Raw genomic sequence first — 21,057 nt, forward strand, 5'->3', positions numbered from 1 at the left:
GTGGATCCAGGATTTGCGGCGCACTTCCGGCAGTTCATCATCGACAGGTCGGGGGCGCTGTTCCGTACCGCGTACCTGCTGACCGGCGACCGGCACGCCGCCGAGGACCTGGTGCAGTCGGCTCTGGCCAGGACGGCCGCGCGCTGGCGCGGCCTGCGGGACCCGGCGGCCATCGAGGGTTACGTCCGGCGCGCCATGTACCACGAACAAGTGAGCCGGTGGCGGCGGCGCGCCAAGATCGTCGAGCTGAGCACCGCCGAGCAGCCCGACGTGCCGCGCGACGGGCACGCCGACAGCGCCGACCTGCGCCTGACCATGAGGGCGGCGCTGGCCAGGCTGACGCCGCGGCAGCGGACCATGCTCGTGCTGCGCTACTTCGAGGACATGTCGGAGACCGAGATCGCCCGCCTGCTGGGTGTGCGGGTGGGCTCGGTCCGCAGCCAGATCTACCGCTCGCTGGAGCGGCTGAAGCAGTCCGCCCCCGAGCTGAGCACTATGAGGGAGTTGCGATGAACGTCGAGGACCTGCTCCGCGAGACCCTCGCCGAACTGGCGGACGAGGAGCGGCCACCGCACCCCGAACGGTTCCTGCGCACGCTGCCCCCGCCCCGCGCGCACCGGCGGGGCGTCGCCCTGGCCGCCGCGGCCACCGTCGTGGTGCTGGCGGCGGGCGGCACCGTCGCGGTCCGGACCCTGTCGGAGCCGGACCGGCCGGCCCCGCCGGCGGCCGGGCAGCCGCAACCGCGGCCGGACCGGTTCACCGTCCAGGAGGGGATCCGCCTCGCCGACCTGCTCGGCCGGCTCGCCCGGGTGACCGGCAGACCACGCGAGTCCTTCGAACGGGCCGCGCGGGACGGCCGGGCGCTGGGCCTGCCCGCCTACGCCGAGGGCCGGCTGGAGGGCTTCGCCCATCCGGGCACGTACGAGTACACCGACGCCACCACCCCCGAGCAGCTCCTCGCCGCGATGGTGGCCCGCTTCCGCACGGAGTCCGCCAGGCTCGGCCTGGACGCCCGGCCCGCGCCCCTCGACCTCGTCGTCATCGCCAGCATCGTGCAGGCGGAGTCGCCCACCGAGGCCGACATGCCCAAGGTGGCGCGCGTCATCCGCAACCGCCTGGATCGCGGCATGTATCTGCAGATCGACAGCCCGCTCCTGTACGGGCTCGGCGAGTACGGCACCCGGGCGACCATGAAGGACGTCAAGCAGCGGACGCCGTACAACACCTACCGGCATCGCGGCCTGCCTCCCGGCCCGATTCTGTCTCCCGGGACGGCGGCGCTCAAAGCGGCCCTGCACCCCGCCCAGGGGCCCTGGCTGTACTTCGTCGCCGTCGATCCGAAGACCGGCGCCCTGAAGTACGCCACCTCCGAGGCGGAGTACGCGGACCTCGTCGAACGCGCCGAGCGCTGAACCGGCCGGCTGAACCGGCCGGTTCAGCCGAGGTCAGCCCGCCTTGGAGCCGTTCGCGCGCCCGTGCTCCAGCGACGCGAACAGCTCCTCCCAGAGCGGCATCACGACCTGGGGGGTGTAGGAGAAGGCCGTCTCCGCGGCGGCGGCCCCCATCCGCACCCGCAGGTCACGGTCGGCGATCACGTCGCCGAGCGCGGCGGCCAGGGCGTCGGTGTCGCGCGGCGGCACCAGCACCCCATCCTTGCCAGGAGTCAGCACGTCGGCCGGCCCGGTCGGGCAGTCGAAGGCGACGATCGGCAGGGCGTGACCCATGGCCTCGATCATCGCCATCGGCAGCCCCTCGATCCGCGAGCTGAGCGCGTAGACGGACGCCTTGGCCAGCTCGTCGTGGATGTGGTTGCTGCGGCCCATCAGCCGGACGCGTTTCCCCAGCCCGGCCTCGTCGATGCGGGCCTGCAACCGCTCCTTCGACGGGCCGGTGCCGAAGATGTGCAGCTTCCACCCGGGATGTTCGCGGGCGACCGTCTCGAAGGCGGTGATCAGCATGTCGAAGCCCTTCTGGGGCACCAACCTGCCGACGGCGATCACGACGGGGTTCTGCTGCCGGCTGTGCTCGCGGTCGTCCATGTGCACCGCGTTCGGGATGCGCACCACCGGCGTTCCGGGGAGGAGGCCGGTGTACTCCTTGCGGCTGGTCTCGGTCAGCACGGCGATGGTGTCGAAGCGGCCGTAGTGGCGGGCGATCTGCTCGCGCACGGCCTCGTGGTAGGAGGCCAGGTTCATGTGCTCCTGGGCGACCCGGATCACGCTCGCCGGCGTGCGGCGGGCCGAGATCAGGTTGAGCGCCGGGCGCGTGGTGACGAGGACGCCGTCGCCGAGGGAGGAGACGTAGTCGATGACCGCACCCTCCACGCGCTCGGTGAAGTACTCGGCGGCGAACTCGCCGTACGGGACGATCTTGCCGCGGGCGCGCCGCCACACCTTCCTGGCCAGCGAGTCCTGGACGACGCCGTCGCGCTGGTCCACCAGCGCCGACAGCCGGACCCGCGGGTCGATGGCGAACTGCGGCTCGTCGCGGCGGCGGACCACGCTGACGATCTCCACGTCGTGGCCCGCCTCGGCCATGGCATGCGCCTGGTTGACCACGGTGCGGATGGTGCCGCCCATCCCGTACGCGTGCAGCAGCATGTAGCGGATCTTCACGAGAGGTACTCCCAGGTCCGGCACATGGCCTTGAGCCCGTCGGGGATCTCCTCCGCCCGGGGCAGCTCGCGGCCCCGTTGCACGGTGCCCGACTGGATCTTGTCCTTCCAGTCGCCCAGACCCTTGGTCACCACCTCGGGCCTGCCGTAGGACAGCAGCTCGGGAGCCCAGGGCAGGCCGAGGAAGTCGCAGATGCCGCGGGAGATCCGTTCCGGTTCCGCGGTCAGTTCCTCGTAGCGCACGGTCAGGCCGGGCAGCGCGGTGCGGGCCCGCTGCACGGCCTTCATGTAACGCAGCGCGTCCGCCGCGGCCTCCTCCGGGGTGCGCTTGTCGGGGCTGGCCTCGTGCCAGGAGGTCGCGATCGAGGCGGGGTGACGCAGCAGGAAGACGAACCGGGCGTCCGGCCAGCAGGCGGACAGGCGTTCGTAGGCGAACGCGTTGGCCGGGGTCTTCTCGACGATGAAACGTTTGCCGCTGCGTACGAGCTCGCGGTGGAGCACCCGATCCCAGAGCAGATGCTCCAGATCGGCCTTGGTGTGTCCGAGGGCGGACATCGCCCTCTCGGCCAGCGAGGTATCGAATTCCACCCGCAACCGGCGTACGTGCAGCTCATGGGGAGCGTGCAGGTCGGGGTGCGCGTTGAGCATCGCCCGCAGCAGCGTGGAGCCTGACCGGACCGGGGAGATGATGAACACCGGTGCCCGCAGCAGGCGGTCGGTCTCGGGATCCGCCGGCGGACGGAACGGCGTCTCCGGCCGCTTGGCCGGGACCTTCGCCGGGGTTGCCGCCGCTTGCCCTGCTTTACCTACTCGGTTGACCTGGAATCCTGTGTACCTGGCCAGCGCGCCGTTTATTGTGCGCTGCCACTTCATGCCGAGGGAGATTACCCGGCTTACCTGGAGATTGCCTGTGGGATGTACCAGGTCGGAGGGGTCGTGCGGGCGGGACGACGCAGAGGTGGCGGTTTTCGGCGGACTTGTGACGCCAGAAGAGAGGAGAGCGCGTCAAGGGAGTCGGAAGCGGCTTGTGACGTCAGGCGGCGCAGTCCACCGAGAACCAGACGACCTTGCCGTCGTTGGCCGCGGTGACCCCCCACTCGTCCGCGATCGCGGCGACGATCTGCAGCCCCCGGCCCGAGAGCGAGTCCACGCCGGGGGAGCGCTGGGCGGGGATGCCCTCGCCGGGGTCGAAGACCTCGCCGTAGAGCCGGCCCGCACGGGTCTCCAGGCGCAGGGCGTAGGCGGAGCCGCCGTGGCGGACGGCGTTGGTGACCAGCTCGCTCACGATGAGCAGGCAGTCGTCGATGATGTGCGTGAGGCCCCAATGGGTCAGGTCGGAGCGGACGAGGGAGCGGGCCTCGCCCACACCCGCGGGCACGGACGGCAGCAGGTATTCCACCGTGCGGACCGGCGGGGCGGACAGGGACCCTGGCTGGAGGGCCATACGCATCACATCTCTCGGCTTTTTGGGAGCGCTCCCAATTCCACGATAATCGCTCACCTTCGCTCTTGTGAATGCGTGAGGGGAAGATTCTCCGGGAAGGGGGGATTCTCAGGGGATGCGGGCCACGGCGCCGAAGTTGCCGGACGAGCTGGGCTCGTCGCGGCAGGCGAGGTCGCCGTCGCCTGGACGCCACTCGGGCACCCACACCAGACCGGGCTCCACCAGGTCGAGCCCCTCCAGCAGGGCCGCCACCTCCTCGCGGGAACGGATGGCGAGATGGGGCAGCGTCATCGTGAGCATGTCGCGGATGGCGGGCAGCAGTTCCGGCGGGATGCCGTCGAACGTGGTGTGCAGCAGGCCGAGGAAGCTCTCGGCGGGAGCGGTGTGCCGCAGGCGCTTGATCACGTAGTGGGCGTGCTCGTCGTCGTCGAGGCTGTAGGCCGACAGCAGCAGCACGGCCATGGGGCGGTCCCAGTCGAGGAAGGTCTGCACCACGTGGTCGCGCAGCACGTCGTCGATCTCCCTGGCGTCGCCCTCCACCACGCGCACCAGATCGGTGAACGGTTCGATGGTGGCCTGAGCCATGGCGACGACCATCGGATTGTTCTCGACGTACAGGACGCGCGGATCCGAGACGGCGGTACGGCGGGCCAGATCATGTAACCGATTTCCAGCCGGAAGGCCACTGGGGATGCCACTGCCGACGATCATGAATTGGTCGATGCCCTCGACGGTGGCAAGATGGCGAATCATCCGGGACAGAAACTCGAGCACCGCGCGGGCCGCGTTCGTCAGGGCGGGGGTGGCTTGATCGAAATGGCGCACCGTGTCCTTGTCGGCCAGGAAGTTGTTCTTCCCGCCGGCCGCCGCGTCGAAAAGGCGGGTGATCCTGGCCTGCGTGGTTTCGAGCTTGGCCAAGTTTCGGACAGCACGCTGATGCATGAGCGTTGCCCCTTTCCCCTCGCCGCTACCCTTTTTCCGGTATGCGATCTATGGACCTCACTCGATGACTCGAACCATATGTTCCAACAATTCCAGTGAATGACAACACGATAGACCGGTTATCTTGGGAAATGTTTGTTACCAGAATCATCGTGGGAAGGATCCGCGTCTGGGGCCATCTGTCCGGCGTTGATCGAATTCGCCGGGGAACGACAGCTGACTGCCGGTCTCGTACCAGGTCAGAAGGGTTGTTCGGCGGCAGAATGGCGATCTCTGATCGCTTGCCGGCGGCCTTTTCCGGCCGGTTGAAGATCGTTCCAAGGATCGAGCGGGACGGAAGCCGTTCCGCGCGCTGAAGATCGTTACCGCTCCGCGTGGCGGCGGAATCCGGCCATCGCGCCGCCGGTCGCCTCGATCCGGCACGGCGCCGAAACCCCCGCCCTCCCGGCGGACGACGCCGCGGCCTCGCGGCGGTCTGCGGGCCTCGGGATGAGAAGAACCGCGCCCCGGGGCGGCCGGGGCGCGGTTCCAGGAAGGCGGTGGTGGACTCAGTCGGTGCCGAGCTCCATCGCGGCCTGGTCGAGCAGTTCCTCGTCGTCGGGCAGGTCGCCGGCCGACGGCACCTCGCCACGGGCGGCGATGGCCTCGGCGCCGCCCTCGGGCATCGCGCCGATCAGGTCGGTCGCGGCCACCTGCGTGGCGCCCAGCAGCGTCTCGTGCGGGCTGCCGACCATGCCGAGCACGGCGTACTGCTCCAGCTTGGCGCGCGAGTCGGCGATGTCGAGGTTGCGCATGGTCAGCTGGCCGATGCGGTCGAGCGGCCCGAACGCGGCGTCCTCGGTGCGCTCCATGGACAGCTTGTCGGGGTGGTAGCTGAACGCGGGGCCGGAGGTCTCCAGGACGGAGTAGTCCTCGCCGCGCCGCAGCCGCAGCGTCACCTCGCCGGTGACCGCCGTGCCGACCCAGCGCTGCAGCGACTCGCGCAGCATCAGCGACTGCGGGTCCAGCCAGCGGCCCTCGTAGAGCAGCCGGCCCAGCTTGCGGCCCTCGCTGTGGTAGCTGGCCAGGGTGTCCTCGTTGTGGATGGCGTTGACCAGCCGCTCGTAGGCGGCGTGCAGCAGCGCCATGCCGGGAGCCTCGTAGATGCCCCGGCTCTTGGCCTCGATCACCCGGTTCTCGATCTGGTCGGACATGCCCAGCCCATGCCGGCCGCCGATGGCGTTGGCCTCCAGCACCAGGTCGACGGGGGTGGGGAACTCCTTGCCGTTGATGGTCACCGGCCGGCCGCGCTCGAAGCCGATGGTGACGTCCTCGGCCGGGATCTCCACCTCGGGGTCCCAGAACCGCACGCCCATGATCGGCTCGACCAGCTCGATGCCGGCGTCGAGGTGCTCAAGGGCCTTGGCCTCGTGGGTCGCGCCCCAGATGTTGGCGTCCGTCGAGTATGCCTTCTCCGTGCTGGCCCGGTAGGGCAGGTCGCGGGCGAGCAGCCACTCCGACATCTCCGTGCGCCCGCCGAGCTCGTGCACGAAGTCGGCGTCCAGCCACGGCTTGTAGATGCGCAGCGACGGGTTGGCGAGCAGGCCGTAGCGGTAGAACCGCTCGATGTCGTTGCCCTTGAAGGTGGAGCCGTCTCCCCAGATCAGCACGCCGTCGTCGAGCATCGCGCGCACCAGCAGGGTGCCGGTGACGGCCCGGCCGAGCGGAGTGGTGTTGAAGTAGGTGCGGCCACCGGAGCGGATGTGGAACGCCCCGCAGGACAGCGCCGCGAGACCCTCCTCCACCAGGGCCGCCCGGCAGTCGACCAGCCGGGCGATCTCGGCGCCGTACGCGCTGGCGCGACCGGGCACCGAGCCGATGTCGGGCTCGTCGTACTGGCCGATGTCGGCGGTGTAAGTACAGGGCACCGCACCCTTCTCGCGCATCCACGCGACCGCCACGGAGGTGTCGAGGCCGCCGGAGAAGGCGATCCCGACCCGTTCGCCTACTGGGAGAGAGGTGAGCATCTTGGACACGAGTAGAAGTATATACATACGACTGCATGACCATTCAATGAGGTCGGCGAAGAAACCGGGCCGGTGTGTCGAAGGTCTCGTCCGGGAGGGGCGCCACCCCTCGGGCCGCGTCGCCGGTGCGCGGGGGTGGCTGGGAGGCAAACTTTAAGTCACTTGCTTGACTGTGTCCGGCCTGCTTGGTTGGCTGATATCGCCTCAGATGACAGATGGCGTCACTGCGAGACAGGCCGAGGGTCAAGGAAGGGCACCGATGAAGGTCACCGTGGACGAGGCGGTTCCGGAGTTCCCCGGGGTCAGGGCGGCCGCGTGCCCGTTCGACCCGCCCCCCGAGCTGCGGGAGCTGCGCCGCCACGGGCCGCTGGCCAAGGTGCGGCTGTGGGACGGCAGCACGCCGTGGTTCGTCACCACGCACGCCGAGCAGAAGACGCTGCTCGGCCATCCGCAGGTCAGTGCCGACGTCACCCGGCCCGGCTATCCGATCCACACCGCCGGCACCGGCGGGGGCTCGCTCAGCTTCATCCTCATGGACGACCCCGAGCACGCCCGGCTGCGCCGCATGGTGCAGGGCGCGTTCACGGTCAGGCGGGTCGAGGGCATGCGGCCGGCCGTGCAGCGGATCGTGGACCGGCTGATCGACGAGCTGCTGGCGGGGCCGAAGCCGGTGGACCTGGTGGAGGCGTTCGCGCTGCCGGTGCCGTCGCTGGTGATCTGCGAGCTGCTCGGGGTCCCGTACGCGGACCACGGCTTCTTCCAGGACAACAGCAAGACCGTCATCAAGCGCAGCGCCACCCCTGAGGAGCGCGCGGTCGCGTTCGGGAGCCTGTTCGAGTACTTGGACGGGCTCGTCGGCAAGAAGATCGAGCACCCGGCCGACGACCTGCTGTCCAAGGTGGCCGCCCGGGTCGGCTCCGGCGAGCTGACCCGCCAGGAAGCGGCCCAGATGGGCGTGCTGCTGCTGATCGCCGGACACGAGACCACCGCCAACATGATCGCGCTCGGCACCCTCGCGCTGCTGCGGCATCCAGGACAGCTGGCGGTGCTGCGCGAGAGCGAGGACCCCAAGCTGGTCGCGGGCGCGGTGGAGGAGCTGCTGCGCTACCTCAACATCACCCACAGCGGCCGGCGCCGGGTCGCGACGGCGGACATCGAGATCGCCGGCCAGGTCATCAGGGCGGGCGAGGGCATCATCATGCCCAACGACATCGGCAACCGCGACCCCGAGGTGTTCCCCGACCCCGACGAGCTGGACGTCAGCCGCGACGCCCGCCGGCACGTGGCCTTCGGCTTCGGCGTGCACCAGTGCCTCGGCCAGCCGCTGGCCAGGCTGGAACTGCAGGTCGTCTACGGCACCCTCTACCGGCGCATCCCGACCCTGGCGCCGGCGGCCCCGATCGAGGAGATCCCGTTCAAGCACGACGGCCAGGTCTACGGGGTATACGAGCTGCCCGTCACCTGGTGAGCGGAGCGGATCGGGATCGGCGCGGGCACGCGATAATGATCCCGACCCCCGGCCCCGATCCGAGGAAGCGCCTTGACCCGTTCAGCGGAACCCGACGGGAGCGCCACCAGCCGTCCGGCCGGACCCGACCAGAGCGCCTTGAGCCGTCCGGCCGGATCCGACGGGAGTGCTGCCTGGCTGCTCGACCGGGTGCGCGCGCTGGCGCGCGGCGGCGGGCGGGTGCTGATCGGCATCGCCGGCTGCCCGGGCGCGGGCAAGTCGACGCTGGCGGGCTGGCTGGCCGGCGCGCTGACCGGCGCCGGGCTGCCGGCCGTCTGGGTGCCGATGGACGGCTACCACCTGGCCGACGTCGAGCTCGAACGGCTCGGCCGGCGGGGCCGCAAGGGCGCCGTGGACACGTTCGACGGCCACGGCTACCTGGCGCTGCTGCGCCGCCTGCGCGCCGAGACCGGCGACGTCGTCTACGCCCCCTCGTTCGACCGCGAGATCGAGCAGCCGATCGCCGGCGCCATCCCCGTCCCGCCGCGGGCGCGGGTCGTCGTCAGCGAGGGCAACTACCTCCTCCTGCCCGGCGAGCCGTGGCCGCGGGTGAAGGAGGCGATGACCGAGGTCTGGTACGCCGACCTCGACGACCGGATCCGCCTCGAACGCCTGACCAGCAGGCACGTCCGGTTCGGCAAGACCCCGGAGGAGGCCGTGCGCTGGGTCGCCGAGGTGGACGAGCCGAACGCCGCGGCCATCCGCGCCACCCGCGACGCCGCCGACCTGCTGGTGGACTTCGACCGGCTGGGCATCTCCTGAGCCGGCCCGGGGCGCTGCTGGCCGCGCACGCCGACTTCCGCCGGCTGTTCCTGGGCAACTCCGTGTCGCTGCTGGGGTCGAGCGTCACGACGGTCGCGCTGCCCCTGACGGCGGTGCTGCACCTGGACGCCTCGGCCACGGAGATGGGCGTGCTCGGCGCCGTGGGCCTCTTACCGCACCTCGTTCTGGGGCTGCCCGCCGGTGTGTGGGTCGACCGCCTGCCGTACCGGCGCACGATCGTGCTGGCCGACGCGGTCAGGGTGCTGCTGCTCGGGGCGCTGCCCGTGCTGGCCGCCCTGGGCCTGCTGCGGATGTGGCACCTGTACGCGGTGGTGGCGCTGGCCGGGGTGGCCGGGCTCTTCGAGTCGGTGGCGGCGCAGTCCTTCACCCCTTTGCTGGTCCCGCGTGAGCGGCTGCTCGCCGCCAACAGCACGCTCATGCTGAGCAACGCCACGGTGAACACCACCGGTTCGGCGGTGGGCGGCCTGCTGGTGTCGGCGCTGACCGCTCCGGTCGCCATCGCCGTCGACGCGGTCTCGTTCGCGATCTCCGCTCTGCTCAAGACTCGCATCGGCGTGGCCGGCCGGCCACGGGTGGCGGGGGAGCGGAGCCCCGTGCGCCTGCGCGCCGACATCGCCGAAGGGCTGCGCGCGGTGTTCGCCGACCGTGTCATGCGGGCGGTGATCCTGGCCGCGACCGTGGGCGCGTTCGCCGGCCAGGCGCAGGCGGTCGTGCTCGTGCTCTATCTGGTCCACGACCTGGGACTGTCGGCGGGCCTGATCGGTGTCCTCGTCGCGGTCGGCGGCGTGGCCTCCGTCGCCGGGGCGCTGGTGGCCACCCGCGTCACCCATCGCTTCGGTCCCGGGCCGACGTTCATCGCCGGCATGGGCCTGGCCTCCGCCGCTGGGCTGGTGCTCGCCGCCGCGGCCGGCCCGTTCGCCGTGACGGTGGCCGTCCTGGTCGTGTCGCAGGTCCTGCGCGGCAGCGGCCCCAGCCTGTACGGGGTCAACCAGCAGACCCTCCGCCAGGCCCTGATCGCGCCCGAGCTGCTCTCCCGGGCCAACGCCACCTGGCGGTTCCTGGCCTACGGCGGTCAGGCGCTCGGCGCGCTGCTCGGCGGTGCGGCGGGCGCGGCGCTCGGCCTGCGGGCCACGCTGGTCGTCACGTCCTGCCTGATGCTGGCCGGCACCGCGATCGGGCTGGCCTCGCCGCTGCGCTCGCTGCGCGGGCTGCCCGGCCGCTGAGCAGCCGAAGCGGGCCGGTGCCGCCCGGCGAGGGCTGATCCGCGCCGGCGGGGGCCTGAGACGTACCGGAGCTGGCGATGGCCGACGGGGGCTAAGACGTACCGGCGCTAGTGATGGCCGACGGGGGCTAAGACGTACCGGTAGAACTCGTAGCCGGCGAAGGCGATCACCGGCACGCCGAGTGCGATGAGCATCCGGCGCGGCAGCGGCACCCGGACGACCGGCGCGGTCATCGACGGCTCCGCGTCCCCGACGGGGACGACCGGCGCTCTGGCGAGCGGCGCGGGATCGGGCGCCGCCGTCAGCTCGGGATGCCGGCTGAGGTAGTGGGCGGGGAACGAGGTCAGGCGGTAGGCGCCGCACGCCGGGCAGGCCATCCCCGACCAGGGGGGCTGCACGGTCACTCCGGAGCTGAGCCAGACCTCGACCTCGTTGCCGTGGTCGTCGGTCACGTGACGGACAAGGTAGTCCTCCTCCCAGACATACAGGCAGCGCAGGCACTCGAAGGGCCAGGACTCTCGGGACTCGAACCCGTCGCGCACGAGGAGCCTCCTCGGTCGGGCGATGAGGCGGTCACTTCGAGTGTCCGCCCGCACCCGCCTTCTCGCCAAGCGCAGGTTATGACACGGTGCGCTACAGAATGCTCACCTTGCGTCATGTTATGGCTCCGGGTTTGCGGGCGCGTTCTGAGCGGTATGTGCGCTACGGAGAGGTGATGGAGCATCACCTGGAGTGGCCGATCGGGGGGTTGGGCCATGACGACATCCACCGCGCTCGACGAGGTGCACATTCTGTGGACCTCGGAGGGGCTGAGCTGCGACGGCGACACCGTGTCCGTCACCGCCGCCACGCTGCCCAGCATCGAGGACGTGCTGCTCGGCCTCGTGCCCGGCCTGCCCAAGGTGCACCTGCACAACAAGGTCCTGGCCACCGAGGTCGGCGACGCCTTCATGGCCGCCTTCCACCAGGCCGCCCGAGACGAGCTGGGGCCGTTCATCCTGGTCGTCGAGGGGTCGATCCCGAACGAGCGGATCAACGGCGACGGCTTCTGGACGTCCATGGGCAACGACCCGGTGACCGGTGAGCCGATCACCGTCAACGAGTGGATCGACCGGCTGGCGCCCAAGGCGTGGGCCGTCGTCGCGATCGGCACCTGCGCCGCCTACGGGGGCATCCACGCCATGGCCGGCAACCCCACCGGCGCCATGGGCCTGGGCGACTACCTGGGCTCCGGCTTCCGCTCCGCGGGCGGCCTGCCGATCGTGAACGTGCCCGGCTGCCCGGTGCAGCCCGACAACTTCATGGAGACCCTCACCTGGCTGCTCTACCAGGCGGCCGGCCTGGCGCCGACGATCCCGCTGGACGAGATGCTCCGTCCCACCTGGCTGTTCGGCAAGACCGTGCACGAGGGCTGCGACCGGGCCGGCTACTACGAGCAGGGCGACTTCGCGCACGACTACAACTCGCCCAAATGCCTGGTGCGGGTCGGCTGCTGGGGCCCGGTGGTCAACTGCAACGTCACCAAGCGCGGCTGGATGGACGGCGTCGGGGGCTGCCCCAACGTGGGCGGCGTCTGCATCGCCTGCACGATGCCCGGCTTCCCCGACAAGTTCATGCCCTTCATGGACGAACCCCCCGGCGGATCGGTGTCGGCGGCGGTGAGCGGCACGTACGGCTCGCTGATCCGCAGGCTCCGCTCCATCACCAACCGCTCGGCCAACAAGGAGCCGAAGTGGCGGCACAACGGGCGCAAGCTGACCAGCGGGTACGACCCCCGCTGGGGCAACTAGGGGGAACGGCAAGGTGACAACCCGTACCGCGGGACGCGGCCAGGCGACCGGTACCGAGCGCGAACTGGTCGAGATGTCCTGGGATCCGATCACCAGGATCATCGGCAACCTCGGCATCTACACCAAGATCGACTTCAACAACCGCGAGGTCGTCGAGTGCAGGAGCACCTCGTCGCTGTTCCGCGGCTACAGCGTGTTCATGAAGGGCAAGGACCCGCGCGACGCGCACTTCATCACCAGCCGCATCTGCGGCATCTGCGGTGACAACCACGCGACCTGCTCGATCTACGCGCAGAACATGGCATACGGCGTCAAACCGCCGCCGCTGGCCGAGTGGATCATCAACCTCGGCGAGGCCGCCGAGTACATGTTCGACCACACCCTCTTCCAGGACAACCTGGTCTTCGTCGACTACTGCGAGCAGATGGTCAAGCAGACCAACCCGAGCCTGCTGCGGCGCGCCGAGACCACCGAGGCGCCGAACGCCCGCATCCACGGCTACCGCACGATCGCCGACGTCATGCGCGCGTTCAACCCGTTCGAGGGGGACGTCTACCGCGAGGCGCTGCAGGTCAGCCGGGTCACCAGGGAGATGTGCTGCCTGATGGAGGGGCGCCACGTGCACCCGTCCACGCTCTATCCGGGCGGCGTCGGCACCGTCGCGACACCCCAGGTGTTCACCGACTACCTGGCCAGGCTGCTGCGCGTGCTCGACTTCGTCAAGAAGGCCGTCCCCATGAACGACGACCTCTTCGACTTCTTCTACGAGGCGCTGCCCGGCTACGAGGAGGTCGGCCGGCGCCGGGTGATGCTCGGCTGCTGGGGCGCCTTCCAGGACCCCGCCGCCGTCGACTACGACTACCGGAACATGGCCGACTGGGGCCGCAAGATGTTCGTCACGCCCGGGATCGTCCTCGACGGCGAACTGCTCACCACGAACCTGGTCGACATCAACCTCGGTATCCGCATCCTGCTCGGCAGCTCGTACTACGACGACTGGCAGTCCGAGGAGACGTTCGTCACCCACGACCCGCTCGGCAACCCGGTCGACCAGCGTCACCCGTGGAACCAGACCACGCTGCCCAAGCCGCAGAAGCGCGACCTGGAAGGCGGCAACTACAGCTGGGTGATGAGCCCCCGCTGGTACGACGACCGCACCGGCGACCACCTCGCGCTCGACACCGGCGGCGGCCCGCTGGCCAGGCTCTGGGCGACCGCGCTCGCCGGGCTGGTCGACACCGGCACCGTACGCGCCACGGGCGGCTCCGTGGAGATCAACCTGCCCAAGAGCAGGGCCCTGCCGGAGATGAGCTTCGAGTGGAAGGTGCCGCGCTGGGCCAACACCATCGAGCGCAACCGGGCCCGGGTCTACTTCGTCGCGTACGCGGCGGCGATGGCGTGTTACTTCGTCGAGCAGGCGATGGGCGAGGTCAGGGCCGGGCGGACCCAGGTGTTCAGCGACTTCGACGTGCCCGACGAGGCGATCGGCTGCGGGTTCCACGAGGCCGTGCGCGGGGTGCTGTCGCACCACATGGTCATCAGGGACGGCAAGATCGCGAACTACCATCCGTACCCGCCGACGCCGTGGAACGCCAGCCCGCGTGACAGCTTCGGCACGCCAGGCCCGTACGAGGACGCCGTCCAGGGGCTGCCGATCTTCGAGGAGAACGGGCCCGACTCGTTCAAGGGCATCGACATCATGCGCACCGTGCGCAGCTTCGACCCGTGCCTGCCGTGCGGGGTGCACATGTACCTGGGTGACGGGAAGGTGCTCCAACAGGTGCACTCGCCGACGTTCGGCGCGGCCGGATAGGCGGCGGGGCGATGACGGAGCGGATCGAGCGCATCGAGGCCCTGCTCGACGAGGCCGAGCCGGCCGCGATCGAGCTGGTCGGAGAGCTCCTGGAGCTGTACGGCGACGGGCTGGCGCGGGTGATGGCGCTGGCGGGCGAGCCGCTGGCGGCGGAGCTGGCCGGCGACGAGCTGGTCTCCCACCTGCTCGTGCTGCACGACCTGCACCCGCTGCCCGCCAGGGCCCGCGCGGAGGCGGCGGCGGCCGGGGCGGGGGCCGAGCTGCTGACCCTGGAGGACGGCGTGGCCAGGCTGCGCGTCCGCGCCTCCGGTTGCCGCTCCTCGGCCACGGCGGGGGTGGAACGGGCAGTGCGCGCGGCGGCTCCCGAGGTGGAACGGGTCGAGGTCGAGCTGGACGAGCGGCCGGTGATCCCCGTCGAAAGCCTCACCGTACGACGCGGGGCGGCGACGAAGTGACCGATACAGCGGGAGGCGGCACCGTGAACGGCACGACGCGTGATGGCGGCACCGTGAGCGGCCGCCTGCGCCTGCACGACCTCACCCGCCGCCGGCGCACCACCACACCCGCCACCGCCTCCTCCGGGAACGCCGATCAGCCGGTCTCGGAGGAGCGGTGTGAGTTGTGCGGGGAACTGGTGCCCGAGGGGCATCGGCACCTGCTCGACCTGACCACCCGCGAGCTGTGCTGTGCCTGCCGCGCCTGCCAGGTGCTCTTCGACCACGCCGCGGCGGGCGGCGCCCAATACCGTCTGGTGCCCCGGCGGCGCGAGCGGCAGGACGGGTTCACCTGGTCCGGCCTGGGCGCGCCCGTCCGCACCGTCTTCCTGGTACGCGACTCGGGCGCGGGCCGCAGCGTCATGTACTACCCCAGCCCGGCGGGCGCCGTGGCGGGCCCGGCCTGGGACGACCCGCTCATGGCGCTGCTGGAGCCCGACGTCGAGGCGCTGCTGCTCGACCGCGACCACGGCGCCTGGATCGTCCCGCTCGACGACTGCTACCGGCTCGTCGGCCTGGTCCGCTCCCACTGGCGCGGCCTGACCGGCGGCCCGGACGTACGCGAGCGGATCGCCCGTTTCTTCACCGACCTCAGCGACGACAGGAGCCCGGCATGAGCGCGCGCAAACCCATCAGGACCGGCAGGCCGGACGTCAAGCCCGACGCTCCCTCCCACGTCAAGGGCGTCAAGGAGGGCAACTCCACCGGCAACTACGACAAGCAGGACGGTCACCTGCCCGACGGCCGCTCCACGGCCAGGCGCTCGACCGGCATCAACCCCGGCAAACACGACCCGATCGACCCGGGCATGCCGAACCTGTCGCCCGCCTGACATGCCCTCCGCGCCACCCGAGCTGAGCATCGAGGTCGAGGGCGTCGAGCCGGCCGCGCCCGCCGCCGTGCCCGCGCTCGACTTCACGCTGACCCTGCGCGCCGCCGGCGGGCACGAGGTCCGCTCGCTCACGCTCGCCACCCAGATCCGCATCGACGCCACCCGGCGCGGCTACGGCGAGCGCGACAAGGAACGGCTGGCCGAGCTGTTCGGCCCGCCGGACGAGTGGTCGCGCAACCTGTCCAGCCTGCTGTGGACGCAGACCGTCACCCAGGTGCCCGCCTTCACCGGAAGCACGAAGGCCCGGATCACCGTGCCGTGCACGTACGACTTCGAGGTGGCCGCCGCCAAGTACTTCCACGGCCTGGAGGACGGCGAGGCGCCACTGGACTTCCTGTTCACCGGCACCGTCTTCTACCTGGACGGCGACCGGCTGCAGGCCGCGCACCTGCCCAGACGGGCGGAGGCGGCCTTCTCGATGCCGGTGCGGGTGTGGCGGGAGCTGATGGAACGCCACTTCCCCGGCGGGGCCTGGGTCCGGCTGGGCCGGGAGGAGTTCGACCGGCTGTACGCGTACAAGGTGCGGCACACGCTTCCCGGCTGGGACGACGTGATCCGCTCACTGCTGGCGAAGGGCTGATGTCTTGACGGACGGCGAGTTGGAGCACGTCGGGCGGATCGCGCGGGCGGTGCTCTACGAGGGTTACCTGTTGTGGCCCTACCGCGAGTCCTCGCTGAAGAACCGGCACCGCTGGACGATCGGCGGCGTCCATCCGGAGGGGTGCGGCGACCGGTCGCGGATCCGTACCGAGTGCCTGGTCGAGGCCGATCCCGGCGCCGCCGTCGCGGTGTCCGTGCGGTTCCTGCACGTCGTGGCCAGGATCGGCGCGGCCGGTCGGGGCGAGGAGGCGCGCGAACGCGAGGTACGCGTACCGGAGCTCACGCTCGGCGGCGGCCCGGCCCTGGCCCGCATCGACATCGCGGCGGGCGAGGAACGCACGGTGGGCGAGGACCGCGCTGACGCGCAGGACCGCGAGGCGGGACAGGAGCTCGGGGCAGGGGTGCTGCGCCGGTGGGAGGCGTTGCGCGGGCAGGTCGAGGTGCGTGCCGAGCGGCTGGGGCCGCGGCTCTTCCGGGTGACGGCCGACGTCGTCAACACCACGCCGTGGCAGCCGGGCGGGACGCGGGAGGAGACGATGGCCCGCACGCTGGTGTCCGCGCACGTCGTCCTGCACGCGCCTGAGGGGCGTTTCGTCTCCCAGACGGACCCGCCGCCGGACCTGCGCGAGCACGCCGAAACCTGCCGCAACGACGGCCTGTGGCCGGTGCTGGCGGGGGAGGACCTGCGCACCGTGCTGTCGGCGCCGATCATCCTGTACGACCAGCCGCAGATCGCGCCGGAGAGCCCCGGTGACCTGTTCGACGCGACCGAGATCGACCAGCTCCTCACCCTCTGCGTGCTGGCGCTGAGCGACGGGGAACGGGAGGAGATCCGGGCCGGCGACCCGCGCGCCCGCGAGATCCTCGACCGCTGCGCGGCGCTCACCCAGGAGGAGCTCATGCGCCTGAGCGGCGCCTGGCGCGGCAGAGGCCCGGCGGGATGAGCGGCCGGCCGGTGGAAGGGGAGGGACACATGGGTGACTTCTGGACCCGGATGGAGGGGCGCGGCCCCGCCGAGGTGGTCGTGGGCGGTGTCGAGGTGCGCGCGGGCAGCCGGGTACGGCTGCGCCCGAGGGGCACCGCCGACGTGCTCGACCTGGTCCTGACGGGCAAGGAGGGCGTGGTGGAGGCGGTCGAGCAGGACGAGGAGGGCGCGTTCCACTTCGCCGTCACCGTGGACGACGACCCCGGCAGGGACCTGGGCGAGGCCCGGCTTCCCGGCCACCGCTTCTTCTACGCGGCCGACGAGATCGAGCCGCTCGGCGAGCGGGCGTTCCGCGTCCTGGTGGCCGGGATCGGCAACGTCTTCCTGGGCGACGACGGCTTCGGCGTCGAGGTGGCCCGCCACCTGTCGGCCGCGCCCCGCACGCCCGGCGTCGACGTCGTGGACTTCGGCATCCGCGGCATGGACCTGGTCTACGCGCTGCAACGCGACTACGACGCCGTGATCCTCGTCGACGCGTCCCCGCGCGGTGAGCCGCCGGGCACGCTCACCGTCCTCGACCCCACAGAGCCCGCAGAGCCGGCAGAGCACGCGGGCCCCGGACAGCGGGAAGCGTCGGGAGCGCCCGCCGGCGGCGGCGGGCAGCCGCTGGAGACGCACGGCATGGACCCGGTCAAGGTGCTGCGGCTGGCCGCGGAGCTGGGCCCGGTGCCCCGCCTGATCCGGATCGTGTGCTGCGAGCCGGAGAGCGCGGCCGAGGCGCTGTACGAGCTGAGTGCCCCCGTCCAGGCCGCCGTCCCGGAGGCGGCGAGCCTGGTGAATGCCCTGGTTATGGAAATGATTGCGGAAAGCGCCGGACGGGGCTGCCGCGATCGTGCTCACGGATGAGGTGACGTGGCATGTGGAAGTCGCGGATGGTGCGGTTGCTCCTGCTCTGCGGGCTGGCGGCGATCGTGGTCCACCAGTGGCCGGAGATCCGCCGGTACATCAGGATGGAGCGGATGTAGGTGCACGAGATCGGGCTGTGCGAGGGACTCGTCGATCTGATCCACAGCCAGGCGGCGGGCCGGCCGGTGGCCTCGGCCCGGGTACGCGTGGGAGCCAGGCACGCGGTCGTGGAGGAGGCGTTCGGGCAGGCGTTCACCATGGCCGCCGCGGGAACGTCCGCGCAGGACGCGGTGATCGATCTGATCATCGTGCCGGCCACGATCGAGTGCGTGGCCTGCGGCGGGCGCTCGGAGTCGATGGACACGCTGGCCGCGTGCCCGGCCTGCGGCAGCGGCGACGTGAGCGTCAGCGGCGGGGACGAGCTGGTGCTGGAGTCGGTCTGGTTCGGCGGCGAGGGGACGGCGGCCGATGTGCCTGGGCATTCCCGGTGAGCTGGTCGGCCCGGCCGGCGGGCACGACGACCTGGCCCTGGTCGAGGTCAGCGGGGTACGGCGGCGGGTCAACATCGGGCTGCTCGAAGGCCAGGAGCTGAACCCGGGCGACTGGGTCCTCGTGCACGTGGGGTTCGCGCTGTCCAAGATCTCCGAGGACGAGGCGCAGGCCGTGCTGGCGTACCTGGAAGGGCTCGGGCAGCCGTACGAGGACGAGATCGACGCGTTGCGCGCGTCGGACATCACCTGAGGGGGGCACATGCGCTTCGTCGATGAGTACCGCGACGCGGACCGGGCGCGCGCCCTGGCCGCCGGGATCGCGGCACGGTGCCGTCCAGGACGGACGTACGCGTTCATGGAGGTGTGCGGCGGCCACACGCACACCATCTACAAGCACGGGCTGGAGGACCACCTGCCGCCGGAGGTGTCGCTGGTCCACGGGCCCGGCTGCCCTGTGTGCGTGATCCCGATGGGCCGGGTGGACGACGCCATCCACATCGCCGGGCAGCCCGGCGTGATCATGACCTCGTTCGGCGACCTGCTGCGCGTGCCCGGCGGCACCGGATCATTCCTGGACGCCAAGGCGGCGGGGGCGGACATCCGGATGGTGTACTCGCCGCTCGACGCGCTCAAGATAGCCAAGGAGAACCCGGACCGCCGGGTCGTCTTCATGGCCATCGGCTTCGAGACCACCGCGCCGTCCACCGCGATGACCGTGCTGCGGGCGGCGGCGGAAGGCGTGGCGAACTTCTCCGTCTTCTGCAACCACGTCATGATCATTCCGGCGATCAAGGCCATCCTCGACTCGCCGGACCTGCGGCTGGACGGCTTCATCGGCCCCGGCCACGTGTCGGCGGTGATCGGCTGCGAGCCGTACGCGTTCATCGCCCGCGACTACCGCAAGCCGCTGGTCGTGGCGGGTTTCGAGCCGGTGGACATCCTGACCTCGGTGCACATGCTGCTCGGCCAGCTGGCCGAGGGGCGGTGCGAGGTGGAGAACCAGTACGCGCGGGTGGTGCCCTGGCAGGGCAACCCGGTCGCGCTGGAGGCGATCGGGCGGGTGATGCGGCTGCGGCCGCACTTCGAGTGGCGCGGGCTGGGCTTCATCGCCCACTCGGCGCTGGCCATGGCCGAGGAGTACGCGGCCTTCGACGCCGAGCGCGTCTTCGACCTGCCCGGGATACGCGTCGCCGACCCGCGCTCGTGCCAGTGCGGCGAGGTGCTGAAGGGCGTGCTCAAGCCCTGGGAGTGCAAGGTGTTCGGCACCGCCTGCACGCCGGAGACGCCGATCGGGACGTGCATGGTCTCCTCGGAGGGCGCCTGCGCCGCGTACTACAACTTCGGCCGCTTCACCCGCGACAGGACGCGCGGCCCGGCCGGCGAGCGAGAGGTGAGCCGCGCGTGACCGCAGAACGGCAGGTGGCCGGCAGCGAGGGAAGGGTGAGCCGCGCGTGAGCACGGAACAGCAGGTGCTCGATCGGATCGAGCGGGCCAGGCGGCGCCGGCCGGTCGTCAGGGAGGAGCGCATCACGCTCGCCCACGGCTCGGGAGGCCGGGCCACGCAGACGCTGGTGCAGGCCGTCTTCCTGGACGCGTTCCGCAACCCGCTGCTCGAACCGCTGGAGGACGGCGCCACCCTGCGGCTCGGCGTGGGCGAGGAGGGCGTGCGGGTCAACCTCGCCTTCACCACCGACTCGTACGTCGTCTCCCCGCTGTTCTTCCCCGGAGGCGACATCGGCGACCTGGCCGTCAACGGCACCGTGAACGACCTGGCCATGTGCGGCGCCCGCCCGCGTTACCTGTCGGCCGGGTTCATCCTGGAGGAGGGCCTGCCGGTCGAGGACCTGCGCAGGATCGCCGCCTCCATGGCCGCCGCCGCTGCCGCCGCCGAGGTGGAGATCGTCACCGGCGACACCAAGGTCGTCCAGCGGGGCCGCGCCGACGGCTGCTACATCACCACCACCGGCGTCGGCATCATCGAACGGCCCGTCACGCTCTCCTCCGCCGCCGCCCGGCCCGGCGACGCGGTCCTCGTCTCCGGCCCGATCGGCGCCCACGGCGCCGCCGTCATGCTGGCCAGGGGCGACTTCGACATCGAGGCCGCGATCGTCTCCGACACCGCGCCGCTGCACGGCGTCGTCGCCGGGCTGCTGGACGCCCTGCCCGGCGGGCGGGTCAGGACCCTGCGCGACGCCACGCGCGGCGGAGTGGCCACGGTGCTGAACGAGGTCGCCGCCGCCTCGAACGTGGCCGTGGTGCTGGAGGAGGCGGCGATCCCCGTACGCCCGGAGGTGACCGGCGTCTGCGAGCTGCTCGGCCTCGACCCGCTCTACGTGGCCTGTGAGGGCCGTTTCGTGGCCGTCGTGGACGGCGACCACGCCACCCGCGCCCTGGACGCCCTGCGCGCCCACCCGCTGGGCGAGCAGGCCGCGATCATCGGCACCGTAGCCCCGGAGCCCGCCGCCATGGTCCTGCTCCGCACCGCCGTCGGCGGCACCCGCGTCGTCGAGGTCCTGGTCGGCGACCCGCTGCCGCGCATCTGCTGACCTTCCACCGGGCGATTCACCACCGCGCGTCCGTGGAACTCGGGCGGCCGGCCGTCCCCCGTTCGCTGGAGACGGGGCGGC

The 21,057-nt window shown here is 71.4% G+C and carries 24 protein-coding genes; 18 read left to right on the forward strand and 6 right to left on the reverse strand.

Translation table 11 applies throughout. The annotated features are described in order from the left end of the window. Positions 1–513, forward strand: a complete 513-nt coding sequence (locus tag OIE67_RS10390; protein WP_326638961.1) for a SigE family RNA polymerase sigma factor — start codon at positions 1–3, stop codon at positions 511–513. Then, the gene (gene mltG / locus OIE67_RS10395; RefSeq protein WP_326638963.1) at positions 510–1,412 is read left to right on the forward strand and encodes an endolytic transglycosylase MltG; all 903 of its coding nucleotides are present in this window, start codon (positions 510–512) and stop codon (positions 1,410–1,412) included. Before OIE67_RS10390 ends, mltG begins: the two co-directional genes overlap by 4 nt. Before the next feature lie 33 nt (positions 1,413–1,445). Here the strand turns inward: mltG and OIE67_RS10400 are convergent, their stop codons facing one another. The 5 genes from OIE67_RS10400 to argG all read right to left on the reverse strand — a co-directional run bounded on the left by OIE67_RS10400 (position 1,446) and on the right by argG (position 7,015). Next, on the reverse strand, positions 1,446–2,615 hold the full coding sequence (locus tag OIE67_RS10400) for a glycosyltransferase family 4 protein (protein ID WP_326638965.1): 1,170 nt from the start codon (positions 2,613–2,615) through the stop codon (positions 1,446–1,448). Then, a complete protein-coding gene (locus OIE67_RS10405; RefSeq protein WP_326638967.1) occupies positions 2,612–3,310 on the reverse strand; it encodes a sulfotransferase family protein in 699 nt (232 codons plus the stop codon). The genes OIE67_RS10400 and OIE67_RS10405 overlap by 4 nt, the downstream gene beginning before the upstream one ends. A gap of 337 nt (positions 3,311–3,647) precedes the next feature. Then, positions 3,648–4,058, reverse strand: coding sequence for an ATP-binding protein (locus OIE67_RS10410; protein ID WP_181308412.1), 411 nt, complete (start codon positions 4,056–4,058; stop codon positions 3,648–3,650). A gap of 108 nt (positions 4,059–4,166) precedes the next feature. Continuing rightward, positions 4,167–4,976 carry an SAM-dependent methyltransferase gene (locus OIE67_RS10415; protein ID WP_326638970.1) on the reverse strand — a complete coding sequence of 270 codons (810 nt, stop codon included), beginning with the start codon at positions 4,974–4,976 and terminating at the stop codon, positions 4,167–4,169. A gap of 572 nt (positions 4,977–5,548) precedes the next feature. After that, positions 5,549–7,015 (reverse strand): argininosuccinate synthase, encoded by a 1,467-nt coding sequence (argG, locus tag OIE67_RS10420; RefSeq protein WP_326638972.1) that lies wholly within the window; start codon positions 7,013–7,015, stop codon positions 5,549–5,551. A 250-nt stretch (positions 7,016–7,265) separates the two neighbouring features. On the opposite strand from argG, the gene OIE67_RS10425 reads away from it, so the two are divergent. The 3 genes from OIE67_RS10425 to OIE67_RS10435 all read left to right on the forward strand — a co-directional run bounded on the left by OIE67_RS10425 (position 7,266) and on the right by OIE67_RS10435 (position 10,519). Further along, a complete protein-coding gene (locus tag OIE67_RS10425; protein WP_326638974.1) occupies positions 7,266–8,474 on the forward strand; it encodes a cytochrome P450 in 1,209 nt (402 codons plus the stop codon). Between the two features lie 72 nt (positions 8,475–8,546). Further along, positions 8,547–9,275, forward strand: coding sequence for a nucleoside/nucleotide kinase family protein (locus OIE67_RS10430; RefSeq protein WP_326638976.1), 729 nt, complete (start codon positions 8,547–8,549; stop codon positions 9,273–9,275). A 17-nt stretch (positions 9,276–9,292) separates the two neighbouring features. Next, positions 9,293–10,519, forward strand: coding sequence for an MFS transporter (locus OIE67_RS10435; protein ID WP_326645301.1), 1,227 nt, complete (start codon positions 9,293–9,295; stop codon positions 10,517–10,519). A 107-nt stretch (positions 10,520–10,626) separates the two neighbouring features. On the opposite strand, the gene OIE67_RS10440 is transcribed toward OIE67_RS10435, so the two are convergent. Beyond that, positions 10,627–11,061: a hypothetical protein gene (locus tag OIE67_RS10440; protein WP_326638978.1), complete on the reverse strand. Its 435-nt coding sequence runs from the start codon at positions 11,059–11,061 to the stop codon at positions 10,627–10,629. A gap of 213 nt (positions 11,062–11,274) precedes the next feature. Between OIE67_RS10440 and OIE67_RS10445 the strand changes: the two genes are divergently transcribed. From OIE67_RS10445 to hypE, 13 genes are read left to right on the forward strand one after another with little or no spacing between them, the layout of a single operon-like run. Beyond that, positions 11,275–12,309, forward strand: coding sequence for an NADH-quinone oxidoreductase subunit B family protein (locus tag OIE67_RS10445; protein ID WP_106249734.1), 1,035 nt, complete (start codon positions 11,275–11,277; stop codon positions 12,307–12,309). A gap of 13 nt (positions 12,310–12,322) precedes the next feature. Next, positions 12,323–14,122, forward strand: a complete 1,800-nt coding sequence (locus OIE67_RS10450; RefSeq protein ID WP_326638981.1) for a nickel-dependent hydrogenase large subunit — start codon at positions 12,323–12,325, stop codon at positions 14,120–14,122. Between the two features lie 11 nt (positions 14,123–14,133). Continuing rightward, the gene (locus OIE67_RS10455) at positions 14,134–14,577 is read left to right on the forward strand and encodes a hypothetical protein (RefSeq protein ID WP_326638983.1); all 444 of its coding nucleotides are present in this window, start codon (positions 14,134–14,136) and stop codon (positions 14,575–14,577) included. Positions 14,578–14,600: 23 nt separating this feature from the next. Next, positions 14,601–15,233, forward strand: a complete 633-nt coding sequence (locus OIE67_RS10460) for a DUF5947 family protein (protein WP_326638985.1) — start codon at positions 14,601–14,603, stop codon at positions 15,231–15,233. After that, positions 15,230–15,448, forward strand: a complete 219-nt coding sequence (locus OIE67_RS10465; protein WP_106249728.1) for a hypothetical protein — start codon at positions 15,230–15,232, stop codon at positions 15,446–15,448. The genes OIE67_RS10460 and OIE67_RS10465 overlap by 4 nt, the downstream gene beginning before the upstream one ends. 1 nt (position 15,449) lies before the next feature. Beyond that, positions 15,450–16,088, forward strand: coding sequence for a DUF6084 family protein (locus OIE67_RS10470; protein WP_326638988.1), 639 nt, complete (start codon positions 15,450–15,452; stop codon positions 16,086–16,088). A gap of 4 nt (positions 16,089–16,092) precedes the next feature. Continuing rightward, positions 16,093–17,052, forward strand: a complete 960-nt coding sequence (locus OIE67_RS10475) for a hypothetical protein (protein WP_326638990.1) — start codon at positions 16,093–16,095, stop codon at positions 17,050–17,052. A 29-nt stretch (positions 17,053–17,081) separates the two neighbouring features. Further along, complete coding sequence (locus OIE67_RS10480; RefSeq protein ID WP_326638992.1) at positions 17,082–17,939, forward strand: hydrogenase maturation protease; 858 nt, start codon at positions 17,082–17,084, stop codon at positions 17,937–17,939. Positions 17,940–17,950: 11 nt separating this feature from the next. Next, positions 17,951–18,058, forward strand: a complete 108-nt coding sequence (locus tag OIE67_RS55415) for a DUF6893 family small protein (protein ID WP_393267707.1) — start codon at positions 17,951–17,953, stop codon at positions 18,056–18,058. Continuing rightward, complete coding sequence (locus tag OIE67_RS10485) at positions 18,059–18,430, forward strand: hydrogenase maturation nickel metallochaperone HypA/HybF (RefSeq protein WP_106249724.1); 372 nt, start codon at positions 18,059–18,061, stop codon at positions 18,428–18,430. It abuts the gene before it with no gap. After that, complete coding sequence (locus OIE67_RS10490; protein WP_106249722.1) at positions 18,408–18,680, forward strand: HypC/HybG/HupF family hydrogenase formation chaperone; 273 nt, start codon at positions 18,408–18,410, stop codon at positions 18,678–18,680. Before OIE67_RS10485 ends, OIE67_RS10490 begins: the two co-directional genes overlap by 23 nt. A gap of 9 nt (positions 18,681–18,689) precedes the next feature. Continuing rightward, a complete protein-coding gene (gene hypD, locus OIE67_RS10495) occupies positions 18,690–19,835 on the forward strand; it encodes a hydrogenase formation protein HypD (protein ID WP_326638997.1) in 1,146 nt (381 codons plus the stop codon). A gap of 46 nt (positions 19,836–19,881) precedes the next feature. Next, on the forward strand, positions 19,882–20,976 hold the full coding sequence (hypE, locus tag OIE67_RS10500) for a hydrogenase expression/formation protein HypE (RefSeq protein ID WP_326638999.1): 1,095 nt from the start codon (positions 19,882–19,884) through the stop codon (positions 20,974–20,976). The last annotated feature ends 81 nt before the right edge of the window (positions 20,977–21,057 follow it).

The sequence above is a fragment of the Nonomuraea fuscirosea genome, from assembly GCF_035917475.1.
Lineage (GTDB): Bacteria > Actinomycetota > Actinomycetes > Streptosporangiales > Streptosporangiaceae > Nonomuraea > Nonomuraea fuscirosea.